This is a genomic window from Enterococcus sp. DIV1682a (assembly GCF_051711005.1).
GTDB classification, from domain to species: domain Bacteria; phylum Bacillota; class Bacilli; order Lactobacillales; family Enterococcaceae; genus Enterococcus_B; species Enterococcus_B hirae.
Map to the genome: position 1 here is coordinate 1,292,732 of NZ_JBIOLT010000001.1, position 21,647 is coordinate 1,314,378.

Annotated in this window: 20 protein-coding genes, 1 tRNA gene and 1 other annotated feature (1 of these 22 cut by a window edge); of the genes, 15 read left to right on the forward strand and 6 right to left on the reverse strand. The window is 35.9% G+C overall.

The features are described 5' to 3' along the window. Window positions 1–266 precede the first annotated feature (266 nt). Both IGJ23_RS05890 and IGJ23_RS05895 read left to right on the forward strand, forming a co-directional pair. Window positions 267–1,028: a class I SAM-dependent methyltransferase gene (locus IGJ23_RS05890; RefSeq protein ID WP_010719323.1), complete on the forward strand. Its 762-nt coding sequence runs from the start codon at window positions 267–269 to the stop codon at window positions 1,026–1,028. Between the two features lie 72 nt (window positions 1,029–1,100). Beyond that, window positions 1,101–1,637 carry a ClbS/DfsB family four-helix bundle protein gene (locus IGJ23_RS05895; protein ID WP_438774689.1) on the forward strand — a complete coding sequence of 179 codons (537 nt, stop codon included), beginning with the start codon at window positions 1,101–1,103 and terminating at the stop codon, window positions 1,635–1,637. A gap of 66 nt (window positions 1,638–1,703) precedes the next feature. Here the strand turns inward: IGJ23_RS05895 and IGJ23_RS05900 are convergent, their stop codons facing one another. Continuing rightward, window positions 1,704–2,321, reverse strand: coding sequence for a LysM peptidoglycan-binding domain-containing protein (locus tag IGJ23_RS05900; RefSeq protein ID WP_010737411.1), 618 nt, complete (start codon window positions 2,319–2,321; stop codon window positions 1,704–1,706). Window positions 2,322–2,664: 343 nt separating this feature from the next. Between IGJ23_RS05900 and IGJ23_RS05905 the strand changes: the two genes are divergently transcribed. The 3 genes from IGJ23_RS05905 to IGJ23_RS05915 all read left to right on the forward strand — a co-directional run bounded on the left by IGJ23_RS05905 (window position 2,665) and on the right by IGJ23_RS05915 (window position 3,713). Further along, window positions 2,665–3,099 (forward strand): universal stress protein, encoded by a 435-nt coding sequence (locus IGJ23_RS05905; RefSeq protein ID WP_010719320.1) that lies wholly within the window; start codon window positions 2,665–2,667, stop codon window positions 3,097–3,099. Window positions 3,100–3,111: 12 nt separating this feature from the next. Further along, complete coding sequence (locus tag IGJ23_RS05910) at window positions 3,112–3,414, forward strand: hypothetical protein (protein ID WP_010719319.1); 303 nt, start codon at window positions 3,112–3,114, stop codon at window positions 3,412–3,414. A gap of 107 nt (window positions 3,415–3,521) precedes the next feature. Further along, window positions 3,522–3,713 (forward strand): hypothetical protein, encoded by a 192-nt coding sequence (locus IGJ23_RS05915; protein ID WP_438774690.1) that lies wholly within the window; start codon window positions 3,522–3,524, stop codon window positions 3,711–3,713. Window positions 3,714–3,793: 80 nt separating this feature from the next. Here the strand turns inward: IGJ23_RS05915 and IGJ23_RS05920 are convergent, their stop codons facing one another. Next, window positions 3,794–4,051, reverse strand: coding sequence for a glucose uptake protein (locus tag IGJ23_RS05920; RefSeq protein WP_088775783.1), 258 nt, complete (start codon window positions 4,049–4,051; stop codon window positions 3,794–3,796). A 164-nt stretch (window positions 4,052–4,215) separates the two neighbouring features. Between IGJ23_RS05920 and IGJ23_RS05925 the strand changes: the two genes are divergently transcribed. From IGJ23_RS05925 to IGJ23_RS05935, 3 genes are all read left to right on the forward strand, one after another. Next, window positions 4,216–4,479, forward strand: coding sequence for a hypothetical protein (locus tag IGJ23_RS05925; protein ID WP_010737474.1), 264 nt, complete (start codon window positions 4,216–4,218; stop codon window positions 4,477–4,479). A gap of 18 nt (window positions 4,480–4,497) precedes the next feature. Next, window positions 4,498–4,686 carry a hypothetical protein gene (locus IGJ23_RS05930; RefSeq protein WP_010719315.1) on the forward strand — a complete coding sequence of 63 codons (189 nt, stop codon included), beginning with the start codon at window positions 4,498–4,500 and terminating at the stop codon, window positions 4,684–4,686. 226 nt (window positions 4,687–4,912) lie between these two features. Beyond that, window positions 4,913–5,284, forward strand: a complete 372-nt coding sequence (locus tag IGJ23_RS05935; protein WP_010737476.1) for a YxeA family protein — start codon at window positions 4,913–4,915, stop codon at window positions 5,282–5,284. 77 nt (window positions 5,285–5,361) lie between these two features. Here the strand turns inward: IGJ23_RS05935 and IGJ23_RS05940 are convergent. The 3 genes from IGJ23_RS05940 to IGJ23_RS05950 form a co-directional block, all read right to left on the reverse strand. Further along, window positions 5,362–5,434, reverse strand: a tRNA-Gln gene (locus IGJ23_RS05940). A gap of 45 nt (window positions 5,435–5,479) precedes the next feature. Further along, the gene (locus IGJ23_RS05945; RefSeq protein WP_126344052.1) at window positions 5,480–5,899 is read right to left on the reverse strand and encodes a hypothetical protein; all 420 of its coding nucleotides are present in this window, start codon (window positions 5,897–5,899) and stop codon (window positions 5,480–5,482) included. A gap of 58 nt (window positions 5,900–5,957) precedes the next feature. Continuing rightward, window positions 5,958–6,689: a C39 family peptidase gene (locus tag IGJ23_RS05950; RefSeq protein WP_034700662.1), complete on the reverse strand. Its 732-nt coding sequence runs from the start codon at window positions 6,687–6,689 to the stop codon at window positions 5,958–5,960. A 346-nt stretch (window positions 6,690–7,035) separates the two neighbouring features. On the opposite strand from IGJ23_RS05950, the gene IGJ23_RS05955 reads away from it, so the two are divergent. The 3 genes from IGJ23_RS05955 to IGJ23_RS05965 all read left to right on the forward strand — a co-directional run bounded on the left by IGJ23_RS05955 (window position 7,036) and on the right by IGJ23_RS05965 (window position 10,683). Beyond that, window positions 7,036–7,233, forward strand: coding sequence for a hypothetical protein (locus IGJ23_RS05955; RefSeq protein ID WP_010719311.1), 198 nt, complete (start codon window positions 7,036–7,038; stop codon window positions 7,231–7,233). A gap of 109 nt (window positions 7,234–7,342) precedes the next feature. Next, on the forward strand, window positions 7,343–7,831 hold the full coding sequence (locus tag IGJ23_RS05960; protein WP_010719310.1) for a hypothetical protein: 489 nt from the start codon (window positions 7,343–7,345) through the stop codon (window positions 7,829–7,831). Between the two features lie 395 nt (window positions 7,832–8,226). After that, window positions 8,227–10,683 carry a phosphatidylglycerol lysyltransferase domain-containing protein gene (locus IGJ23_RS05965; protein ID WP_252703133.1) on the forward strand — a complete coding sequence of 819 codons (2,457 nt, stop codon included), beginning with the start codon at window positions 8,227–8,229 and terminating at the stop codon, window positions 10,681–10,683. 556 nt (window positions 10,684–11,239) lie between these two features. Here the strand turns inward: IGJ23_RS05965 and IGJ23_RS05970 are convergent. Beyond that, a complete protein-coding gene (locus tag IGJ23_RS05970; protein ID WP_010719308.1) occupies window positions 11,240–11,836 on the reverse strand; it encodes a nitroreductase family protein in 597 nt (198 codons plus the stop codon). A gap of 364 nt (window positions 11,837–12,200) precedes the next feature. On the opposite strand from IGJ23_RS05970, the gene IGJ23_RS05975 reads away from it, so the two are divergent. The 4 genes from IGJ23_RS05975 to IGJ23_RS05990 all read left to right on the forward strand — a co-directional run bounded on the left by IGJ23_RS05975 (window position 12,201) and on the right by IGJ23_RS05990 (window position 21,599). Next, a complete protein-coding gene (locus IGJ23_RS05975; RefSeq protein ID WP_010719307.1) occupies window positions 12,201–13,667 on the forward strand; it encodes a peptide MFS transporter in 1,467 nt (488 codons plus the stop codon). A 276-nt stretch (window positions 13,668–13,943) separates the two neighbouring features. Then, window positions 13,944–17,474 carry a PD-(D/E)XK nuclease family protein gene (locus tag IGJ23_RS05980; RefSeq protein ID WP_438774691.1) on the forward strand — a complete coding sequence of 1,177 codons (3,531 nt, stop codon included), beginning with the start codon at window positions 13,944–13,946 and terminating at the stop codon, window positions 17,472–17,474. Next, entirely contained in the window at window positions 17,471–21,187 is a 3,717-nt protein-coding gene (gene addA, locus IGJ23_RS05985) for a helicase-exonuclease AddAB subunit AddA (protein ID WP_438774693.1), read from the forward strand. Before IGJ23_RS05980 ends, addA begins: the two co-directional genes overlap by 4 nt. Window positions 21,188–21,257: 70 nt before the next feature. Then, complete coding sequence (locus tag IGJ23_RS05990) at window positions 21,258–21,599, forward strand: winged helix-turn-helix transcriptional regulator (protein ID WP_010719304.1); 342 nt, start codon at window positions 21,258–21,260, stop codon at window positions 21,597–21,599. A 42-nt stretch (window positions 21,600–21,641) separates the two neighbouring features. Next, window positions 21,642–21,647 (forward strand) — a binding site (T-box leader); it runs 198 nt beyond the window's last position.

The following is a 21,647-nucleotide window of genomic DNA, read 5'->3' on the forward strand; positions in this document are numbered from 1 at the left end:
GGTTGTTGAAAATCAAAAAATTTATAGCTTCCAAATTATCTAACAATCTAAGCAAACGCACAAAACAGTTTTTTAGTAAGCGTTTTCTGTTTCTGATTTTCATGATATACTGTTTTTAAGTCAATCAAAAGGAGAATGAACATGAGAAAGCAACGAGGTAGCTACTCGATATAGTGGAATGGATAGACCTATATCGAGTATGCTTTATCCAATCGACTATATCGCCGTCAACGATTATAAAATCATAATGACTGGAGCGATAAAAGATGATGGACCAATTAAAAAAAGAGTGGCTTAAAAGTGAGGAACAACAGAAAAATTTTACTGGCTGGGATTTTTCCTATTTAGATGGGAAATGGTCGTGTGAAGAGCCTCCGTGGGATTACCGAGAGCTTGTTTTAAATTATTTAACTCCAACTATGTCTCTATTAGATATGGGAACAGGTGGAGGTGAATTGTTACAAACATTTAACCATCCTTATGAACAGACAGCAGTAACGGAAGGGTATCCGCCTAATTATCAGCTATTATTACAAACACTTGACCCTCAAGGTGTAACAGTAAAATTTGTGGGGGAAGAGGACGTATTGGATTTTCCAGATGATTCATTTGATCTAGTGATCAATTCTCATGAATCTTTTGCAGTAGCTGAAGTGAAGCGTGTCTTGAAACCAGATGGGTTATTTATTTCTCAACAAGTAGGAGATTTCAACGGGTTGAATTTGGCTTCTCGTTTGATGCCAGAAGTAAGGAAAGAATGTTTTGATTTTCATCTTTCCTTAGTGAAAGCAGAACTAGAACAGCACCATTTTGATCTTTTGTTTTGTGACGAAGCCTATTTGAATCAACAATTCTTTGATATGGATAGTTTGATCTTTTATGTACGGACGATTGAATGGGAGTACCCAGGATTTACAGTTGAGAAAAATTTCAAAGAGTTATTGGGACTTTATGAAGAGTTGAAACGACATGGTACGATTTATAATTTGCAACATCGTTTTGCTTTTGTTGCTCGTAATACAAAATAATGAGTTACTACAAATCATTTTGAAATCCCTTGTGGTGAGCAAGTGATTTAGCAAAAAAGAGTGGGGTGTCATATGCGACCAAAATCAAAAGATGAATTGCTTGAAAAAGCAAACAGCCAATTCGATGATTTATGGAAATTAATTAACGGTATGAGTGAGGAAGATCTCAAGCAATCCTTTCAATTTAGTGAAGAGTTTTTGGCGAAAAAAAAGGAAGCACATTGGCGACGAGACAAAGACTTAAAAGATGTATTGATCCATTTGTACGAATGGCATCAACTATTGTTACGATGGCTTGAAAGCAACTTTAACGGAGAAGAAAGAAATTTCTTGCCTGAACCGTATAATTGGCGAACCTACGGGAAGATGAATGAAGAGTTTGTAGAAAAGCATCAAACAACTTCTTTAGTGGAAGCTGAAAACTATTTGAAAAAAAGCCATGAGCAAGTAATGAAAAAATTAGACGCCTTGAGTAATGAAGAGTTATTCCAGAAAAAGCAATTTGCATGGGTGGGGAATACCACATTAGGTAGTTATTTCATTTCTGCAACTTCCAGTCACTACGAATGGGCAATCAAGAAGTTAAAACAATCTCAAAAAAATAAATGAATAGAATCAATAAAAAAGCGAAGATCCTAAAGAGGGACCTTCGCTTTTTAAACAAGCTATTTTATATTAGTACCAACCGTTTGCTTCCCAGAAAGATTTAGCTGCTTCCCATGAGCCGTAACGAGAAGATACGTATTGTTCAGCAACTCGTTCTTGGTTTGCTGCTGAATAGTCACCATTTAAGTAAGAAGAATCTAATTGGTAACGTCCGATGTAACGACCGTTTGTTGCTGTATAAGAACCGCTAGATTCTTTTTGAGCGATCCATTCTTTCGCTGAGCTTGTGTTTGTTGTCGCTGGTGTTGCTTGTGCCGCTGTTTGCGTTGCTTGAGCAACTGGTTGAGCAGGTGCTGCTTGTTGAACTGGTTCTTGCTTCACTGGTTGTTCAGCCACTGTTTTTGTTTGAGCAGGCGCTTGGTAAGCTGTTTGTGTTGTTGCTGCTTGTTCGCCTGTTGGGATTGTTAATTGTTGACCTGAATAAATCAAGTTGATGTTTGAGATTGAATTTTTTTCTGCAATAGTTTGGATCAAGGAGTTATCACCAACGTATTTTTGAGAAATCGTTGATAGCGTATCACCTGATTGAACGGTATAAGCTTCGTCCGCATGTGCAGATGTTCCCATAAAGAATAGTGCGCCGGCAGTCAAAGTTGTTCCTAATAGTAATGTTTTAAGTGATTTCATGTAAGATCTCCTTCATAAATTTAAAAATAGTTTTGTTGTGTCCAACGAGGAATACTTTACCATGGGAAAATATTTCATAGGTAAAAGCTCTATGACACTTTGTAACAAAGATACGTTTTTTGTAACAAACAGATTATCATAAAATGTGAAAAACAATGAGAAATCCGTCATAAACGTTTAAAATAAACCACTAACAAGGACAATTGATGAGAAAAATAAACACTAGAAACAAGTAAAAAAAAGCTACATTTTTTGAAAATAAATACGAAATAATTGAAAACAGCGTAATTTTTTTTAAATTTAGCATGAGATGTTACAATAATAGAAACAAGGAGGCGATAACATGAGTAAGAGATATCAAAAAATAATGGTAGCTGTCGATGGGTCTAAGCAATCAGAACAAGCTTTTTTAGAAGCGCTAGATTTAGCGAAAGATAATGAAGCCGAATTATTTATCGTTTCGATCATTAATAAAGTAGAGTTGACACATAGCGCCTACGCATTTTCAAAAATCTATGCAGAAGAAAAACAGAAGATAGAAGTCGAAATGTTAAAAAAAATCCATGATGCGAAAGAATATGGGATCAATGACATCCATGCTATTGTTGAAACGGGTGACCCACGTAACTTGATTGGGACGGTGTTTCCACAACAAGAAGCGATCGATTTGATTGTCATGGGGGCTACTGGTAAAGGAGCAATCCAACAAGCTTTAGTCGGCTCTACAGCCTCTTATGTTGTTACTCATGCGCCCTGCAGTGTGTTAGTGGTCAAATAAGGAGGGGAAAGAATGGTACGTCCACAAGAGGTTACAGCTCCTAAAGAAAAAATAGAAATCCTCAAAATTTTAGAAGATGGTACGCAGACGAAAAAAGGTTATTCTGTTGCTTTAGTGAAATGGTCAGGCAAAACAGCGATTGCCTTACGCTGGGATGGTGATAGTCTGCAAGAGAAAGGATTTCCTGTCACTGTAAATGGGTACCATCCAGCTTGGTTCGTTTTGCCAGATCGATTAACAGATCTTTATAGTAGAGACTATCGGGAGTACCAAGAGTCGATCCGATTTATCACGTCAAGTGATCAAAAAGAATAGCTTTTGTGCTGCGGAAGAAAGTTCATTGTGTGAAAGAATCGTAAACATTCAACATTGAGACAACCTTTTATATCAACAGGTTCCTAATAACTGAAGTAGGTGAAAAGATGTGTGCTGGTGATGTATTGAATGAAGTCAAACAACTATGTAAAGAAAAGAAGTACGAAGAAGCAAAAATTTTGATTGAATCAAATAAAGAATTGCTAGAGGACAAATTTTCTGTTGCCCAACAGTTTATTGATTTAAAACAAGCATCAATCCTTGAACGGTTCAAATCTTTCTTTGGTGTAAATGAATGATCAAAAATGAGTGTGAAAAAGTGGTTGCTCACTTTTTTCACACTCATTTTTTGTTCGATTGTTCACAATCTATACACACACTAATCTTGTTTATTTAATAAATAAAATATCCAAAGTATCAGTATAATGACTGAAATAACTAAACTAATGACATGTCTAATTAAGACAGAAGGGATTTCCCAATGGCGGAAAGAAAAGATTTGATAAGTAAAATAGATGCTTGGAAGAGAAATAAGTAAAACAGATAGTTTCTTTTTTGTCCAATTTATGTAATAGAAAAGAATACTTAGCATGATGAAAAATGGAATATAAAAAACAAGCTGACCAATCGCAATCACGAGAGTGCCTCCCAGAATAATAATGATATCTGATACAAAATAACATTTTGTATCAAATGATGCAAGTATTTCTATGATGGATAACCAAGAAGGGGATGAAGAGGTTCTTTGATTAAGATGTGGTTTCTTGCTATAATTGATCCGAAAGAAAGGATGAAATTTTCATGGATCAAGTAATGTTAGAAGTCGATTTACATTTAGTAAACAATATACGTGTGATTTACTATGTGGTCAGTAATAGCGTAGAAAAAAGAGTACTGATGAATAAAATCAATGGTATTCTGACGAAAAAAGGTGTACACCAATTCAGCAGTAGCGAAGACAATTATTATAGTATACCTGTTGAAAAAGTTTTATATACAACGGTAAATGTCAGAACAGACCTAGATACAAAAGTAGATCATGAACCAATTTTTACTACGTATTGATTGTGACGGAGGAGAACAATGAATCCATACGAAGCACTTATCCAAGAATTGATTGACGGAAAAATTGAAAAAATTGAGGTCAAAAGAGAAGAGGTCATGCTTTTTCGTGAAGCGTGGCTAAAATTAGAGAATCGTAAATATGTCGTAGGTAAGGCATTATTGAACGGGAATGTAGTTTATCATTATGATCCAACTAGGCTGTATTAATTACAAGAAATTAATCATATGGCAAAATTGTTGCTCATGATTTTATTATTAAAAAAAACGCTTGAAATGGTTTTAGCCGTTTTGAGCGTTTTTTAATATTGAGCATTATTTAGAACAAGGGTGAGCAAAAGCTTTTGTGCCAAAGTAGGAGAAAAATCTCCAACTAGAGGCGGATGAAGCCGTTTATTTTTATGGATATAATGAAATAAAAATAGGAGGTAGAAAAATGAAAGTAGTAAAAGTAGTTATTGGAACGGTATTATTTGCAGGAGTCGCATTAGTGGGCTTGAAGTTTTATACGCAAAATTCCCACGATGAGATGGCAGGTGTTGTAGACCAATTAAATCCGTTGGTAACAAAAGGAGAGGTATACGTCAAGACGAAAAAACCAGATGAAGTCAATTCATATGGAACAGCGACTTATATCCAAAAAGCTGCCGATCAAAAGGGACATGAACGAACGATTGAATTTACAGGTTTATCTATTTTAAAAGAAGGACATTATTTAAAGATCATTAATAAGGGCGCTCACGTCGAGTCATATGAAGAAGTTGACAAAAAAGAAGTACCTAAAAAAGCATTAGCTATCATTGGATAAATATAATTTTATTATGTAAACTTAAAGAGAATATAAAAAAACCAATCAGAAAACTGAGTTTCTGATTGGTTTTTTTATTGGGATGGTAGGGTTCGAACCTGCAATTGCTTGATTCAGAGTCAAGTGCCTTACCAGTTTGGCTACATCCCAATCGAACAATTTGATCATAGCACGACACAAAGAAAATGCAAGAGATTACTCTTTATCCAGCTTTTTTTTGACAGTGATCATTCGTCTTTCTAACTTCTTGATTAAACCAGATGGAAGTGGGATCAAATTGGCAATTGATAATGTATTAGAAAGTAACTGAAATTCTTTTAGTGGAGCATCGATGATTCGATAGATCGTTGCCAAACGTTCGATGTATTCAAAATGTGTATAGTTTGTTTGTGAGATTAAAAATTTCAATAAATCAATCGCTTTTGCATAATCTTTCTCAGAATAATAGGCTAATGCTTGACGATAAAGTTTGATCTGTAACTCATTGAGTGAAACTGGGCTATAGCGATCCGTCCATTCCTTGACGGAAACTTTGGTTGGTGTATGACCATTTACATCACGAACGAAAATAATCGGAATTTCATTAGGATCTATTTTTTTATGAATTTTTTCCATTTCCCTCAATCCTTTCCATCATATTTAGCTAGAGTATAATGTATTTTTTATAAAAATACTAGCTTTTCTCTAAAGTCAACATTTGACCACCCATTGAGGTGAAAATTGCCTCAAAATCTTTGATTGCTACGGGTCTATTTTTTTCTCCATAAGGATCATTTACATAAATATTGTCATTGTCATAACCAGTAACTACACAGGCATGGTTTAATGGTGTCACTTTTACTTGCCCATTGTTTGTTTGCCAAGTAACGAAATCAGTATCAGTAGGCACTTGGAAATCTAAAGTAACGGAGGCCCACACAGGCTTTCCTTGTTGTAAAGCTTTCTTAATGTCATTGATTGTTGCATCGGTTTTTGGAAGAGTATGATAATCTGTTTTTACGATTGTCTGCGCCAACGACGCGATAGGCGGGACATAGACGCCCATTGCCCAATCTCCACCGCTGATGTCCCCAACAAATCCTTCATTAGGATCGCCATGTGTACCATCAGCATTAAAAACAGGAACGTAATTCAATTGTTGAGCTAACTGATTTTTAGAAGTCTCGTAACCATAATAAGAAAGCAGCATGGACAGTGAAGTAACTTCACAGCCATTTCCTAACGCTGGCTCGGTGAATTGGCTTTCCAAGGGGACATCAAGTAAAACTTGTTTTTTAGCATAACTACTCACTTTTTCAGTATCCTTTCCAACATTGTGTGAATGGTGAAAATAAGTGGTGGCAGAAAAAATAACGAATAATAGGACTGCCAAGAATAATATTTTTTTACCAATGAATCTTTTCATAATAATTCCCCTTTTTTCTGATATTTACATATTATAATGCTTTTTTTTAAAAATAAAATAAAAAATTTGACATGTTGTTTTCCAAATTTAAAATAAGAAGACAAAAGTCCTGAAAAATCACAGGATCAATAGCCGAATAATTTTTTTTAAATTGAAAAAAATGTTTCGATTTATTGATAGTTTTTAATTGTGAAAACGAAAACAGTACGCTATAATGCCAGTAAGGTCGAAATAAATCGCAGGTCAAATAACAAATGTTTTTAGATGATGTTTATTTGAAAGAGCAATTACTGTTTGAAAAAAACAGTTACCTTATAAAAGAGCTTGGTAGTTTAGGAGGATTTTGATGACGGAAGAAATGATTAATTTAGGAGAGCAATATTCATGTAAACCGATTGGGTTTACAAAAGCAGTTATCGGAGAAGTTGTTTCAAAAATGACGAATTGTGCCGTAGTCAAAGTTGCTCAATGCGCAATGGAAGATCAAGAGTTATTAGAAGAAAAAGCAAGTATGGTTGTTGCAAAATACGAAACATTTGAATAAGAAGAAATGATTTTGGACGTACAGTAACGAAATCGGTACTGTATGTCCTTTTGCTTGTAATTTTTATTTCTTTTTCGAGTATTTGGAAAGAGAAAAGAGGTGTAGTTAGATGATTAGTATATTTACTTTACTATTATTTTTATTTGTCTTTGTTATGTGTTTGTTTTTATGGTTGGTACGTCGAGAAATCGTCTATCGAACGGTTAGAAATCGCTGGGTTTACTTAGTCGTGCCTTTTCTGGCTATCTTAGTTCTTTGGTTTACGCTGATTAGTCAACCAACTGCAGATGAATTGGCAAAAGGGGTCTTGTCAGCGTTAATTTTCATCAGCTTTTTGCTAGATAGTCGTGGTATAACAGAAGATGGGCTTGTTCTAAATAGCTTTGATAAAAAAGGTGTTCCTTTTTCTGAGATCAATAAAATCGTTTTGTATCAACCGGAAGGATCTTCCATCATAAAAATGAATTTCTTTCGTAACGGTTGGCGTGGACCCATGCTGAAATTTTCTGTATCAATGGAAGAGTTGGTCACTTTTTTAGCACAGCATTTAAATGATGATGCCGAAATTGATATTATGATCGATTCTGATCAAGAGTAAGTTACTTTAGAATAAGAACAAAGAACGATAGTGAGCGATATATGGGATGAACCTATTTCGGAGTCGCATATATAATAAGAGACTGAGGCAAGTATTAGCTCGGTCTCTTTTTTCTTTGCCTTGCAGACGCTAGATTACACAGCATTTCAAAATGATTCTTCGTATGAGAAAGAGTTTGTTTATTTATTTTTGAATCGTTGCGATCACTTTTATAATAACATTAAAAAAATTGTTTCACTAATTTGATATATATTAGCTCTATTATAATGAAAGGACTTTTAATTTTAATGAAGAGGATGAAACTCAATTTTTTCAAAATTATATTCTCACTATTCATTTTTTCGATCTCTGTTTTAAAAATAAATAGTGAACTTTCTACCATTAGGTTAAGCAAAGTGTTACAAACAATTAGTAATGAATCTATCTTAAAAATTTTCAGTTTGTTTTTAGTAGGTGCTTTAGGCATTTTCATTCTTTGTCTCTACGACTTTGCATTGATCCGAAAACTGAAGACGATGAAAATTTCTAAAATAAAACTATTAAAAATCAGCTGGATTGCCAATTCATTCAATGCAGTTTTGGGATTTGGTGGAATTTTTGGTGCCAGCGTACGTTATAATTTCTATAAAAACTATATTGACCAAAGCAGAGTAAACCAACTAAAAAAAGCGATTTCGCTATTATTGATCTCATCTATTTCTGGTGTGGGCGTATTATCTGCAATGGTGCTGCTAAATGTTTTTCCAGAAAGTCATTTATTAGAGGGAAATGATACGATCAAGATTGGTTTAATTGTCAGTGCTTGTTTGTTGCCTCTATATATCGGCTACATTAGTATCAAACCGCCACTTCCAGCTGCGAGATGGTTAGGTTTACAATTCACGATCGTATCAACGATTGATTATCTCACTTCTGGTATTGTGATGTACGTCGCGTTTCGTTTTCTTAACTTGCAGGTTCAATTCGTTGATATGGAAAGTATTTTTATTTTAGCAACGATTGCTGGAATTATTAGTATGGTACCAGGTGGTTTTGGTGCGTTTGATGTCATTTTCCTTTTAGGCGCTACACAGGAGCTGCAGATAGATAAAGAAGCAGTATTGATGGCGCTGATTCTGTATCGTTTAGCGTATTACTTCATTCCACTATTGTTTGGTTTATTGTTCAGTGTGAGTGAAGTTCAAATGCTGATTAGTCAAAAAATCAGCAATAATCAATTTACGATTCTTACGAAGGAATTTACGACAGTAGTATTTTCGATTACGCAAGCACAGATGAAGCAAATTGGAAGAACGCTCAGCACAGCCATTTTTCTATTTTGTTCATTAACATTTTTATTTGATTCATGCATTTTATTTTTTGAATATGCATATATGGGAATGAAGTCGGCTTTTTTTATTGCGCCAATTTACGTATGTCTGAGCATTTTATTACTGACAGATGTCGTAGGGATTTATAAAGGGGCGATCGATACTTGGAAAATGTTGCGTTTCAAACTGATGTTATTAGCACTTTGTCAGTTTTATCTTTTTTGGGAAGACCAAAGTTTGACAGCCCTCTTATTAACAACGGTATTATTTGTAGATACTCTATTTTATAGGAGATGGTTAGAGGTCGAAGTCATCAAACAAAGTGTTTTAGAAAAATTGATTTGGACTTTAGCGTGTCTCTATGTATTTGATAGTCTAACTGAAATTTTTCCGATATTGCCTAGACAATCATTCTTTATTCTGAGTGGAACGACACTATTATTGCTTTTACTTTCTGGGCTTTGGTCAGTTATACACCGAAGAAGAAAAAGGAAATCATTAAAGCTTGATTTAAAGCTATTAGATGATGCTGAATATCGAAATTTCTTAGAACAAAATGGTGGAAATCACTTAGCTCATTTAGGTTTTTTAAAGGAAAACCGAGTTGCGTGGTGGGAAGATGTTGCAGTGATTTATCAAGAAAATAACCATTATCTCTTTATTTTAGGTGATCCAGTTGGTAAACAAGAAGCCATTTTTCCTTTTTTGAAAACTTTGGTGTCTAAAGCGAATCAATTAGGCAAACGAATTGTTTTTTATCAAGCTTCCACACAGTACCTTAGTTTTTATAATGATCTAAATTGCGAATTTTTCAAGTTAGGAGAAGAAGCAGTCATTGATTTATCTGAGTTTTCACTATCAGGGAAGAAGAAGAGAGGGTTTAGAGCAACATTAAACCAAATGGAAAAACTAGGGTATACGTTTGAAATCATCGAACCGACAATTGTTTCAGAGTCATCAGAAAGCGTGGGCTCAATTTCTTCGGAATTTTCACCAACATCACAGTTATCCCATGATCGTGAACTGTTGTCAGAATTGAAAGAAGTATCTGATCAATGGTTAAGGTCAAAAAATGAGATGACTTTTTCTGTCGGACGATTTGAGAAGGAATATTTAAATTGTGCAGCAGTTGGTATTATAAGAAATCAAGAACAAAAAATTGTTGGCTTTGTTTCCATGATGCCAACTTATACTAATGAGACCATTTCAGTCGACTTGATCCGTTGGTCTATCAGTGAAGAAGTGGCAATGATGGATGCTCTTTATTTATATTCCATCCTATGGGCTAAGGAACAAGGTTATCAAAAATTCAATTTAGGAATGGCTCCGTTCTCTTCTACTTATAAAAACACAATTAATTTAGAGAATACGTTTATTTACAGCGTCTATAATAATACTCAGTATTTGTATTCATTCAAAGGGTTAAGGAAATACAAAGAAAAATACAAGCCTCAGTGGGCTGCAAAATATCTCGTTTACGAAAATAAAACCTGGGTGTTGAAAAACTTATATGCTTGTTATAAATTAATTCATTCAAAATAATAGAAAAAGATGATAGTCGTAACAAAGCCATCAGGAAGAGGTTGAGACAAAAGTGTTTAGTATCAAGAAATAAGAAGGAATTTCCGAAAATTGACAAGGAACACAAAAACTCATTTTATTCGTTTTAGAGATACTAGAAGAGACTGAGACAACTTTTGTCCCAGTCTCTTCTAGTATCTAATTTTTTAAGATCATTAAAGGTATCTCTAAATTTTTTAGTGAAATTTGATAGAATTTATTAATAGGCAAGTCTAATAGAACGCATGAATAGACTATTTTAAGATTTTTATGTAATTAATGTAACAAATCCTTCTGGTTAAAGGTAGGATAAAAGAAAATTGATAAAGAGCTCAGGGCGACCTTCGCCCCGAGCTCTTTATCTTTAGTAGTTTAATATAGACAGAAATGGTATCACAGAGTGAACATTAAACCATAAGCAGACACTTTTAAGGAGTTGAAAAGCTATTTTAAAAATGTGCACTTATTGTTCAAGTTAAAGCACGCTATTCACAACCATTAAAGTATTGGGCTAAAAGTTGGTTATTACATAGAGGTTTTAGTTAAATACACGGAAACGATCTTCGTCGTTCATATATTCTTTTTCTCCAGCTGGTGTTTCTGGTGAGCCAAACACTAATTGAGAACGTAGTTTCCAATTAGATGGGATGTTCCATTCTTTAGCGACAGCTTCGTCAATTACTGGATTATAATGTTGCAAGTTAGCTCCTAAACCTTGTTCTGTTAAGGCTACCCATGTATTTGCTGTAGCAATCCCATTTGATTGTTCTGACCAATCTGGGAAGTTGTCAGCATATAATGTAAATTGTTCTTGGAGATTTTTGATGATATCTGTATCTTTAAAGAACAAGACTGTTCCATAGCCTTTTTTGAAGCCAGCTAATTTATTTTGCGTATTTGGAAAAGCTTCAGCAGGTGTCAATGGGCGAAGAGCTTCTTCGGTCATTTCCCATAATTTTTCGTGAGCATCTCCAAAAAGAATGACTGCTCGTGTTGATTGTGCATTAAATGCAGTTGGACTTTCTTTGATTGCTTCTTTGATCAAAGCTGTTAATTCTTCATTTGATAGTGTTACGTTACGTCCTAAATCATAGATAGAACGACGGTTTTGCAAAGTTGTTGTAAATGTTGTCATGGTGAAATCTCCTTTAGTTGCGATCTGCATATTTTATGAGTACAAACGAAGTATATCACCTTACAAAAAGTAAGTGAAATAATATGCTCACAAAAAATAAGTAAATTTTTTAATGAATATTAAAATAATAGGGGTTATTTTAGTTAACGTTTCCATTGTTGTTAAACTAAGTAAAACTCGATCATTTTAAAATAGCAATATATAATTATTAAATATCTGTTTATTTTTTATTATCATTTTCCCATTAAATTTTATTCGTTTTTATAGAAAATAAGTATATATTTCTTAAATAAGTTTTTTAGTTAAATTTTTCAGTGAATATTTATAGTATTTTCTGAAAATTTAAAGAATTGGGGTATGGATTATGGAAAATCAACAAGACAAGGGCTTCTTCGGTCAGCCGAAGGGGTTGTCAACATTGTTCTTCACAGAGATGTGGGAACGATTTAGTTATTATGGTATGCGTGCGCTGTTGCTTTACTACATGTACGATACTGTAGCAAACGGTGGACTTGGATTACCTACCGCAACAGCATTAGCAATTATGTCAATTTATGGTTCACTGATTTATATGTCTAGTATCATCGGTGGTTGGGTTTCAGACCGGGTACTAGGTGCAAAAAGAACTGTTTTCTTCGGTGGAATATTTATTATGCTTGGACATATCGTCTTAGCATTGCCATTTGGTGTTTCCACTTTATTCGTCTCAATGGCTTTGATTATCTTTGGGACAGCCTTTTTGAAACCAAATGTTTCCGGAATGGTTGGACATCTTTATTCAAAAACTGATTTAAGACGAGATGCCGGCTTCTCTATTTTTTATATGGGAATCAACTTAGGTGCGATGTTAGCACCGATCATCGTAGGAACGATCGGACAAGAATACAACTACCATCTTGGCTTCTCATTAGCTGCAATCGGAATGTTCTTTGGACTGTTACAATACGTGATCCAAGGACGTAAAACGTTGGATGGTATAGGAACAGTTGCTCCTAACCCATTAACAGCAGCAGAGCGTAAAAAATTCATTCGTAACTTAGTCATTGCTTTAGTTGTGATTGTAGCAATCTTTGGTGGTGCACAAGTCACTGGACATTTAACCATTGATTTCTTTGTCAATTCAATTAGTGTTTTAGGTATTCTTTTACCGTTATACTATTTTGTTAAAATGTTAACAGCTAAAAATGTTACAGCAGAGGAAAAACCAAAAGTATGGGCGTATATCCCATTATTTTTAGCAGCGATCATTTTCTGGTCGTTACAAGAACAAGGATCCTCCATCTTGGCTCTGTTTGCACAAGAACGGACACAATCAACATTGTTTGGTATGAATATTCCAGCTAGTTGGTACCAATCATTGAATCCGATTTTCATCTTCGTCTTGACACCAGTATTTGTTACATTGTGGACGAGATTAGGAAAACGACAACCATCAACCGTAGTGAAATTCTCACTAGGATTATTATTTGCTGGGTTATCTTTCTTATTAATGATGTTACCAGGCATGCTTTATGGCACAGATAGTAAAGTAAGTCCAATGTGGTTGATCGGCAGCTTCTTCATTGTCGTAATCGCTGAATTATGCTTATCACCAGTTGGTTTGTCTGCGACAACAAAATTAGCACCTAAAGCTTTTGAATCACAAACCATTGCTATCTGGTTCTTGGCAGATGCTTCTTCACAAGCGATCAATGCACAAATCGCGCGTTTCTATACACCAGGTACTGAATCTGCTTATTTCGGGATTGTCGGTGTCGTAGCAATCGTCGGAGCAGTTGTATTGTTTATGATCAAAGAACCAATCAAAAAATTGATGGGTTCCATTCATTAAACCAAATGAAGTTATAAAAGAAAGCACCAAAGTTAGTGGAAATAACTAGCTTTGGTGCTTTTTTTATATGTATAAGTATAAGAAATAAGTAAAGGATAGCGATTGATGGATGTGAATCACAAGAAGTAGTCCTAAACTTTTTTTGAGAGGATTTGGTAAAATAATCTCTATAAGCGCAAACAATTAATTTCTAAAAAAAATAGGAAAAAGAACAAATGTTCAGTTGTTTTTGGTATAATGAATGAGGAATGAATCTAAGGAATAAGGAGAGGGAAAATGTCTTTACAATTTATTCTCGGGACAGCCCGAAAAGACCACCGTACAGCGTTGATTGATGAATCAGTCGAATGGTTAGCAAAAGATAGTACGCACCAGGTATTTTTCCTTGTACCTAACTATAATAAATTTGAACAAGAACAAGAAATCTTGACAGAGCTGCGTCAAAGAAGTGGCAAAACGTCATTTAGTACAACGAATGTCCAAGTCTTTAGTTTTTATCGTTTAGCGTGGTATTTGTTGCAGCAAACAATGTTATTGTCTGGTAATGAACTTTCAGAATCTGGTTCGGCAATGATCTTGCGACAGATCCTAGAAAAAAATGAAGAAAATTTAACGATTTTTCGGGGAGAAATCAATAAAAAAGGGTTTATTCGCCAGTTGCAAGAATTGCACAATGAATTACGTATTGGAAATATTTCACCTGAAGATCTTGTCTTTTCAGAACTAGCGGATACGGTAAAAGCTGAAAATCAACAATTGAAAATGAAAGATCTTCAATTGATTTTTACAGCTTTTGAAGAAGAATTAGTCCAACGTGCGCTGCAATCTGAAGATGCTTTGACCATTTTGGCAAATTATTTACAAACGCAAGACATGTCTAAGGTGAAATTTATCGTTAGTGGTTTCACTCGAGTCAATGCGCAAGAATATCAATTGTTACAGGTCATGATGGAAAAGGGACAGCTAGTGATTGATTTGCTTCTTGATCGTCCTTATATCACGGATATGCCTGAAGTGTTGACATTGTTTCATGAAACAGGAAAGCTCTATTTCCAACTGATCAACAGTGCCAAAGAACGAAGAGTGCCGGTTTTAGTGGAAAAATTTGCCCCAGAACATGAAAGACCGCTTGCACTCATGCACTTGCAAAAAATGTGGGAAGAAACTTCTAGCAACAAAAAAAGCCAGCCGCTGAAGGTTGGGCAACAAGAGGCGTTGAGAATTTGGGAAGCAGAGAACGCCACCGAAGAAGTCAGACAACTAGCTGTGGAGATCCGTCGTTTGGTCAGCGAGGAAAATTATCGCTATCGTGACATTCAAGTGTTAACGAAAGATATGGCGTTTTATGGTAACTTGCTACAACCTGTTTTCAAAGAAATGGCGATTCCTTTTTATATTGATGAAGAGCAGTTGATGGAGAATCATCCATTGATCGAATGGATCAATAGTTTATTCGCTTTAGATCGATATGCCTATCGTTTGAATGATATCATGCGTTTTTTCAAAACTGAATTATTCATTTGTGAAGCGGATGATACACTAGACTTAGCCAGTTGGCGTGAACAAAGAAATCAGTTCCGAGCAAAATTAGATGTCACAGAAAATGTAGCACTTGCTTATAACTATCAAGGTTCATACTGGACGAGAGAAAAAGATTGGCAGTTCGTGTCTTACGATTTTGAAGCAGAACAACTGGAAGATGTTCAAGAATTAGAAAAACGCTCGAATGATATTCGGCACTTCTTCAAAGAGAAAGTCCCAACATTTTTTGACAAGATAAAAAAATGTAAAAATGGACAAGAAGGCGCGACGGTCTTTTATCGTTTTTTGGTGAACAGTGGCGTACAACAACAATTAGTTTTCTGGCGAAATCAAGAAATTGAACGAGGCAATTTAGCAGCAGCCCGAAACCATGAGCAAACATGGGGGGCGTTGATTGATTTACTGGACGAGTATTCGCTCATTTATGGGGAATCTGAATTTGACTGGCATTTGTTTCAGGAAATCATTACCAGCGGGTTAGAAAATTTAAGTTATGGGAAGATTCCTACAGCAATCGACCAAGTACGCATCAACCGCTTGGAACTGGTACGATCAAACCAGGCGAAAGTCACGTTTGCCATTGGCTTGAATGATCAAGTATTTCCTGATCGGCACGAAACGAAAGGCTTGCTTTCTAGTGAGGAAAGGGAAACGTTGAATGCTCGTTTAGCGGAAGAGAAATTTTTATTTGATCCCGCAAAAGAGAACTTGTCTTTTGAACCATTGCAAGCTTACTTGGTGTTTGCTTCAGCCACTCAGCGTCTATACCTCAGTTACGCTCAAAGTTATGATACAAACACGTTGAAAATCTCTCCTTATTTGAAACGAATCATGGAATACTTGATGATCCCAGCTGAAAGAAAAGAGCATTTGGTTTTAGACAGCGATCCGAGTTGTTATATCGGTACGTATCGTAGTGGGATCAATACAATCAATCATATCTATCGTTTAGCAAAGGAAGAGAAGAAAAAAGTTCCGGTGTATTGGCGCCAACTAAGAGAGCAGATCTTGCAATCACAATGGCGAAATTTTGCATTGCGCATTTTTGAAAGTCAAGAACATCTGAATGTCCCGGTGTCATTACCTAAAAAGATGGCAGAGGAACTCTATGGTAAAGATATTTATACCTCTATTTCCAGATTAGAAAATTTCTATAATTGTGAATATAAATATTTTGTCCAATTTGGTTTGAAACTGAAAGAACGAATGGTCTATGGTTTAACGCCGGCTGCTACAGGTGATTTTTATCATGAATCATTAGATCGTTTCTTTAAATTACTATTTTCAAATCAGATATCGCTAGTAGAAATGACCGATACACAACGTAAAGAGTTTACTGAAAAAGTCTTGCAAGACGTCTTTGGCGAGTTACGCTTTGAAATTTTAGATAGTTCAGCTCGAATGAACTATATTCGTTATCAGTTAGGACAAACGATCCAAAAAGTAGCTTGGGCATTACAAAAGCAAAGTAAAAATACAGGGATGAAGCCCCTTCAAACAGAAATATTGTTTGGCCAAATTGCGGGCGCTCAAGGTATCCCAGGGTTGGAATTACCACTGAATAATGGAGGGAAACTACATGTTCGTGGGAAGATTGATCGTGTGGATGTTGCTGTTGAACAAGCGGATACCTGGCTTAGTGTTGTCGATTATAAATCAAGTGGACGTTCCTTTGATGTCACTGAAGCTTACTACGGGATGGCTATGCAACTGTTGACCTATCTAGACGTGGCGTTGATGGATGCTGTCAAATTGACTGGAAAAGCATTGGTTCGACCAGCTGGTTCCTATTATTTACATGTCCATAATCCGATTTTGTCTGAAGCAAATGAAATTGAAAAAGAGACATTGAAAAAATTCAGTTATGACGGCATCTTTGTCGATGAACCTGAGTTATTGGAAGTATTAGATCATTCACTGGAAGCAAAAGAGAACTCTTTGATTTATCCGATCAAGAAAAATGCGAAAGATGTCTATCAAAAGGGAAGTTTTAGTAAAGAAAAATTCTATACAGAACAGGAACTCCAACTTTTTATGGCGCATAATCGTGCGAATATGCGTTTAGCAGGGGATAAAATCACGTCAGGGGAGATCAAACTTAATCCAGCTTACAAAGACAAGGAGCGGCTTGCTTGCCAAATGTGTCCTTTTAGAAGTGTTTGTACGTTTGATGTGATGTTGCAAGAAAACAATTATCACCGTTTAGAAAAATTAAACAAGGAAGAAGCCCTGCGAAGAATAGAAAAAAGGAGTGAGGAAGAATGACCAAAATTCCTTTGAGACCAGAAAACGAACGATTCACTGACGAACAATGGCAAGCCATTTTTGATCAGGGAGATAACTTGCTGGTATCAGCTTCCGCTGGTTCTGGAAAAACCACAGTGCTTGTCCGTCGAGTAATCGAAAAACTAAAAATGGGGTTCAATATTGATGAACTTTTGATCGTGACGTTTACAGAAGCGGCAGCGAAAGAAATGAAAGAACGGATCCAAGAAGCTTTACAAGAGGCAGTCAATAGTGAAAGCGATCCGGCACGCCAACAACATTTCACGAAACAGCTGATTTTATTGCCAAGTGCTAATATTTCTACTTTACATGCTTTTTGTTTAACGGTTATCCGCCGATTCTACTACTTGATCGATATTGATCCAGTCTTTCGGATGTTAACGGATGAGACAGAAACGATCTTAATGAAAGAAGATGTTTGGGATGAATTACGCGAGGCTTGTTATAGTGAAGATCGGGAAGAGTTTTTCCAATTAACAATGAATTTTTCAAATGATCGTTCAGATGATGGATTGACCAATTTGGTTTTCTCTCTTTATGAATTTGCGCGAGCGAATCCTGATCCCAAACGTTGGTTAGATCAATTAGTGGATAACTATCGTTTAGATGATGGATTAGCTCATTCACCATTGTACCAAGAACAATTGCGACCACTTCTACTTACAGATATGGCACAAAGTGTGCAACTTTATGAAGAAATGGTTGGATTAGCGCAAGAAGAAGGTCTGGAAAAAATGTTGGAACAAGTTGCAGGAGAAAAAGAACAAGTCCAACGCATTTATGATCACTTATTACAAGATCAATTGCCGGAAGCCTATACGGGTTTAGAAACATTGACTTTTACTACTTTTAAAAGCAGTCGCAAAGCAGAGCTGAAAGAACGTTCAGCCGAAGTTAAAAATTTAAGAAATCAGGCGAAAAAAATCATTCAGAAAATTGGAAAAACTTATTTTCCGATTTCTCCTGAACAATTGACCGAACGGACGAAAAAAGCTGCTGTCCTAGTGGAAGAGTTGACAAATGTCACCAAACGTTTCATGGATGGCTTTAGCCAACGAAAAAGAGAAAAGGGAGTAGTAGATTTCAATGATTTAGAACATCTTGCCTTGCGAATCTTGACGACTCAAACAGAAGAGTCATGGCTTCCAAGTGAAGCATCAAAGCTTTATCGTAAGCAATTCAAAGAAGTAATGGTCGATGAATACCAAGATATCAATCAGTTGCAAGAAGCTATCCTTTATTGGCTTAGACAGCCTGATCCGACAAACGGCAATTTATTCATGGTTGGGGATGTCAAACAGTCGATTTATTCTTTTCGACTAGCTGATCCTAGTTTGTTTATTGAAAAGTATGAAGCATTTTCAACAGCTGAGGGTGGAAGACGGATCATTTTGGCAGAAAACTTTCGTTCCCGAAAGGAAGTCCTGTCATTTACCAATCTGGTGTTCCAACAATTGATGGACCCTGTTGTGGGACAAATCGCTTATGATGATGCTGCACAATTACGATTAGGATTTCCCGATTTCCCCGAAGTCGATCGCTTTGAACCAGAACTATTGATTTACGAAAAAGAAGAAGAGCCAAACAGCGACCTTCCAATTGATGAGAATCTAGAGGACAAAACAGAAGGTGAACTCTTTATGACGGGCTTAAAAATCCGCGAACTGATTGATGAAAAATTCCTGATCTATGATAAAAAAATGAAACAGAATCGTCCTGTCGAATATAAAGATATCGTACTTTTAACACCTACAAAGAAGAATAATCTGACGATATTAGAGATCTTTAAAACATTGGATATTCCTTTAGAAATGAATGATGCCCAAAATTATTTTCAATCTACTGAACTACGTACGATGATTTCTTTACTACAATTGATTGATAATCCGTATCAAGATATTCCCTTGGCAGCCGTTTTACGTTCACCGATCGTAGGACTGATTGAACCAGAACTGGCACAGATCCGTTTAGCTGATCGTACCCATACCTATTATGATGCGGTGCTGGCTTACCAAACAGCAAATCAGAATGAATTAGCTGATAAATTGCGCCATTTCAATGACCAACTCGAATTGTGGCGGGAACTGGCTCGGCGGTCTTCAATCACTGACTTGCTGTGGGAGATCTATTTAGAAACCGGTTATTTAGAATATGTAGCAGGTTTACCAGCTGGTGCCCAAAGACAAGCAAACCTTTATGCCTTGGCTGATCGTGCGAAAGCGTATGAACAAAGTTCGTTTAGAGGGTTGTATCAATTCGTTCGCTTCATCGAAAAGATGCAGGAAAAAGACAAAGATTTAGCGGAGCCGGTGATTTCCTCCAGCGATAATGCTGTTCGAGTCATGACGATCCATGCAAGTAAAGGGTTAGAATTTCCTATTGTCTTTTTATTAGATATGACCAAACAATTCAATTTGCAAGATTTAAAAAAGCGATATGCTTTTGAAGAAAAACTAGGTGCGGGGATTCGTTATATGGACCCTGATACTCGGGTGTTGTATGATACCTTGCCTTACCAAGCAATCAAATTAGCCAAACAAAATAAGTTATTGTCAGAGGAGATGCGTAAACTCTACGTTGGTTTGACCCGTGCGGAACAAAAATTATTTATTATCGGCTCGTATAAAAATAAAGAAGATACCTTGAAGAATTGGTCAGAAGCTTCTGAACAAACCGAATTAGTCTTAGAATCAACGACTCGATTAAAAGGGAATAGCAGCTTGATGAGCTGGATCGGTCTTAGTTTGATGCGTCACCCATTGATGCAAAACTATTTTACCGAAGCAACCATTCTTTCAGAATTAAAAAACTCTGATAGCCAATTTGCGATTACTTGGATGAATCAACAATCTCTGCTTGAAAAAAGGCAACGTTTAATAGCGCAAGAAAACGATGCTGCCGAAAATAATGACGTGGATCAAACACCACTATCACCTGCTTTGAAAGCACGACTCGATTATCGTTATCCTTTCAAAGAGTCAACGCAAACCACAAGTTATCAATCGGTCTCTGAAATTAAACGTTTGTTTGAAGATCCAGATGATACGCTTGATGCTAAACTTGTCTGGGAAAGTAATGAAACAAGAGGGTTAAACCGCCAATTCCGTTATACGCAAGATACATTGGCTGAACCACGTTTCTTACAAAAAACGCAACAGGTTTCAGCTGCGGCAATCGGAACTGCAACACACTATTTATTGCAATTGCTGCCATTAGAAATGCCGACTACTGAGTCGATCCAAGCATTGCTAGATGAATTAGTCAAAAAGCGTTTAGTGGATCAAAAGGTAGCCAAAAAAATTGATTTTTCTGCTATTCTTTGGTTTTTTGAAACCGAGCTAGGAAAAGAATTGATCAAGCAAAAAGAGCATGTCAAACGGGAACAACCGTTTTCGATGTTATTACCTGCAGAACGGGTCTTTGAACAATACCCAAATGAAGAAGATGAATTGCTGATCCATGGGATTGTTGATGGTTATATCGAATTATCCACGACGATTCAATTATATGACTTTAAGACGGATTTCATTTTAGATCGCAACGATGAAACAGCGATTGATGCTGTCATTCAAAAATATCGTGGGCAATTGAATCTCTATCAACAGGCGTTGACAGAATCTTTAGAAAAGCCTGTCACAGATGTCTTTCTTGTCTTATTAAGCGCAAAGAAAATAATAAATATTAATAAATAATAATAATTGAGCAACTAGGACTTACACTTTGTAAGTAATATGCTATACTCTTAGCAAAGAGGTGAGTAAAATGGAGCTAACACAGACAGAGTTCACTTTATGTCCTAAATTTGAAAAGACCTTTTCGATTTTAGGTAAAAAATGGAATGGGCTGATTATTGATGTATTGCTTGAAAATGGTCCGCAACGCTTTGTTGATCTCGCAGCTAAAATACCTATGGTGAGTGATCGGGTTTTAGTTGAACGATTAAAAGAACTTGAAAAAGAAAAAATCATCGCCAGAAACTTCTCATGTAAAGAGTCCAGCCGTTCAGAATATATGTTAACTGAAAAAGGAGCGGATCTTCAAAAGGCCATTGTTCAGTTACAGGTTTGGAGTGAAAAATGGGTGACAGAAGAAGAATGCAGTTGATTTTGGAAGTGAAATCTTGTAAACTGGCATTAGATGAATAGCTAAAGA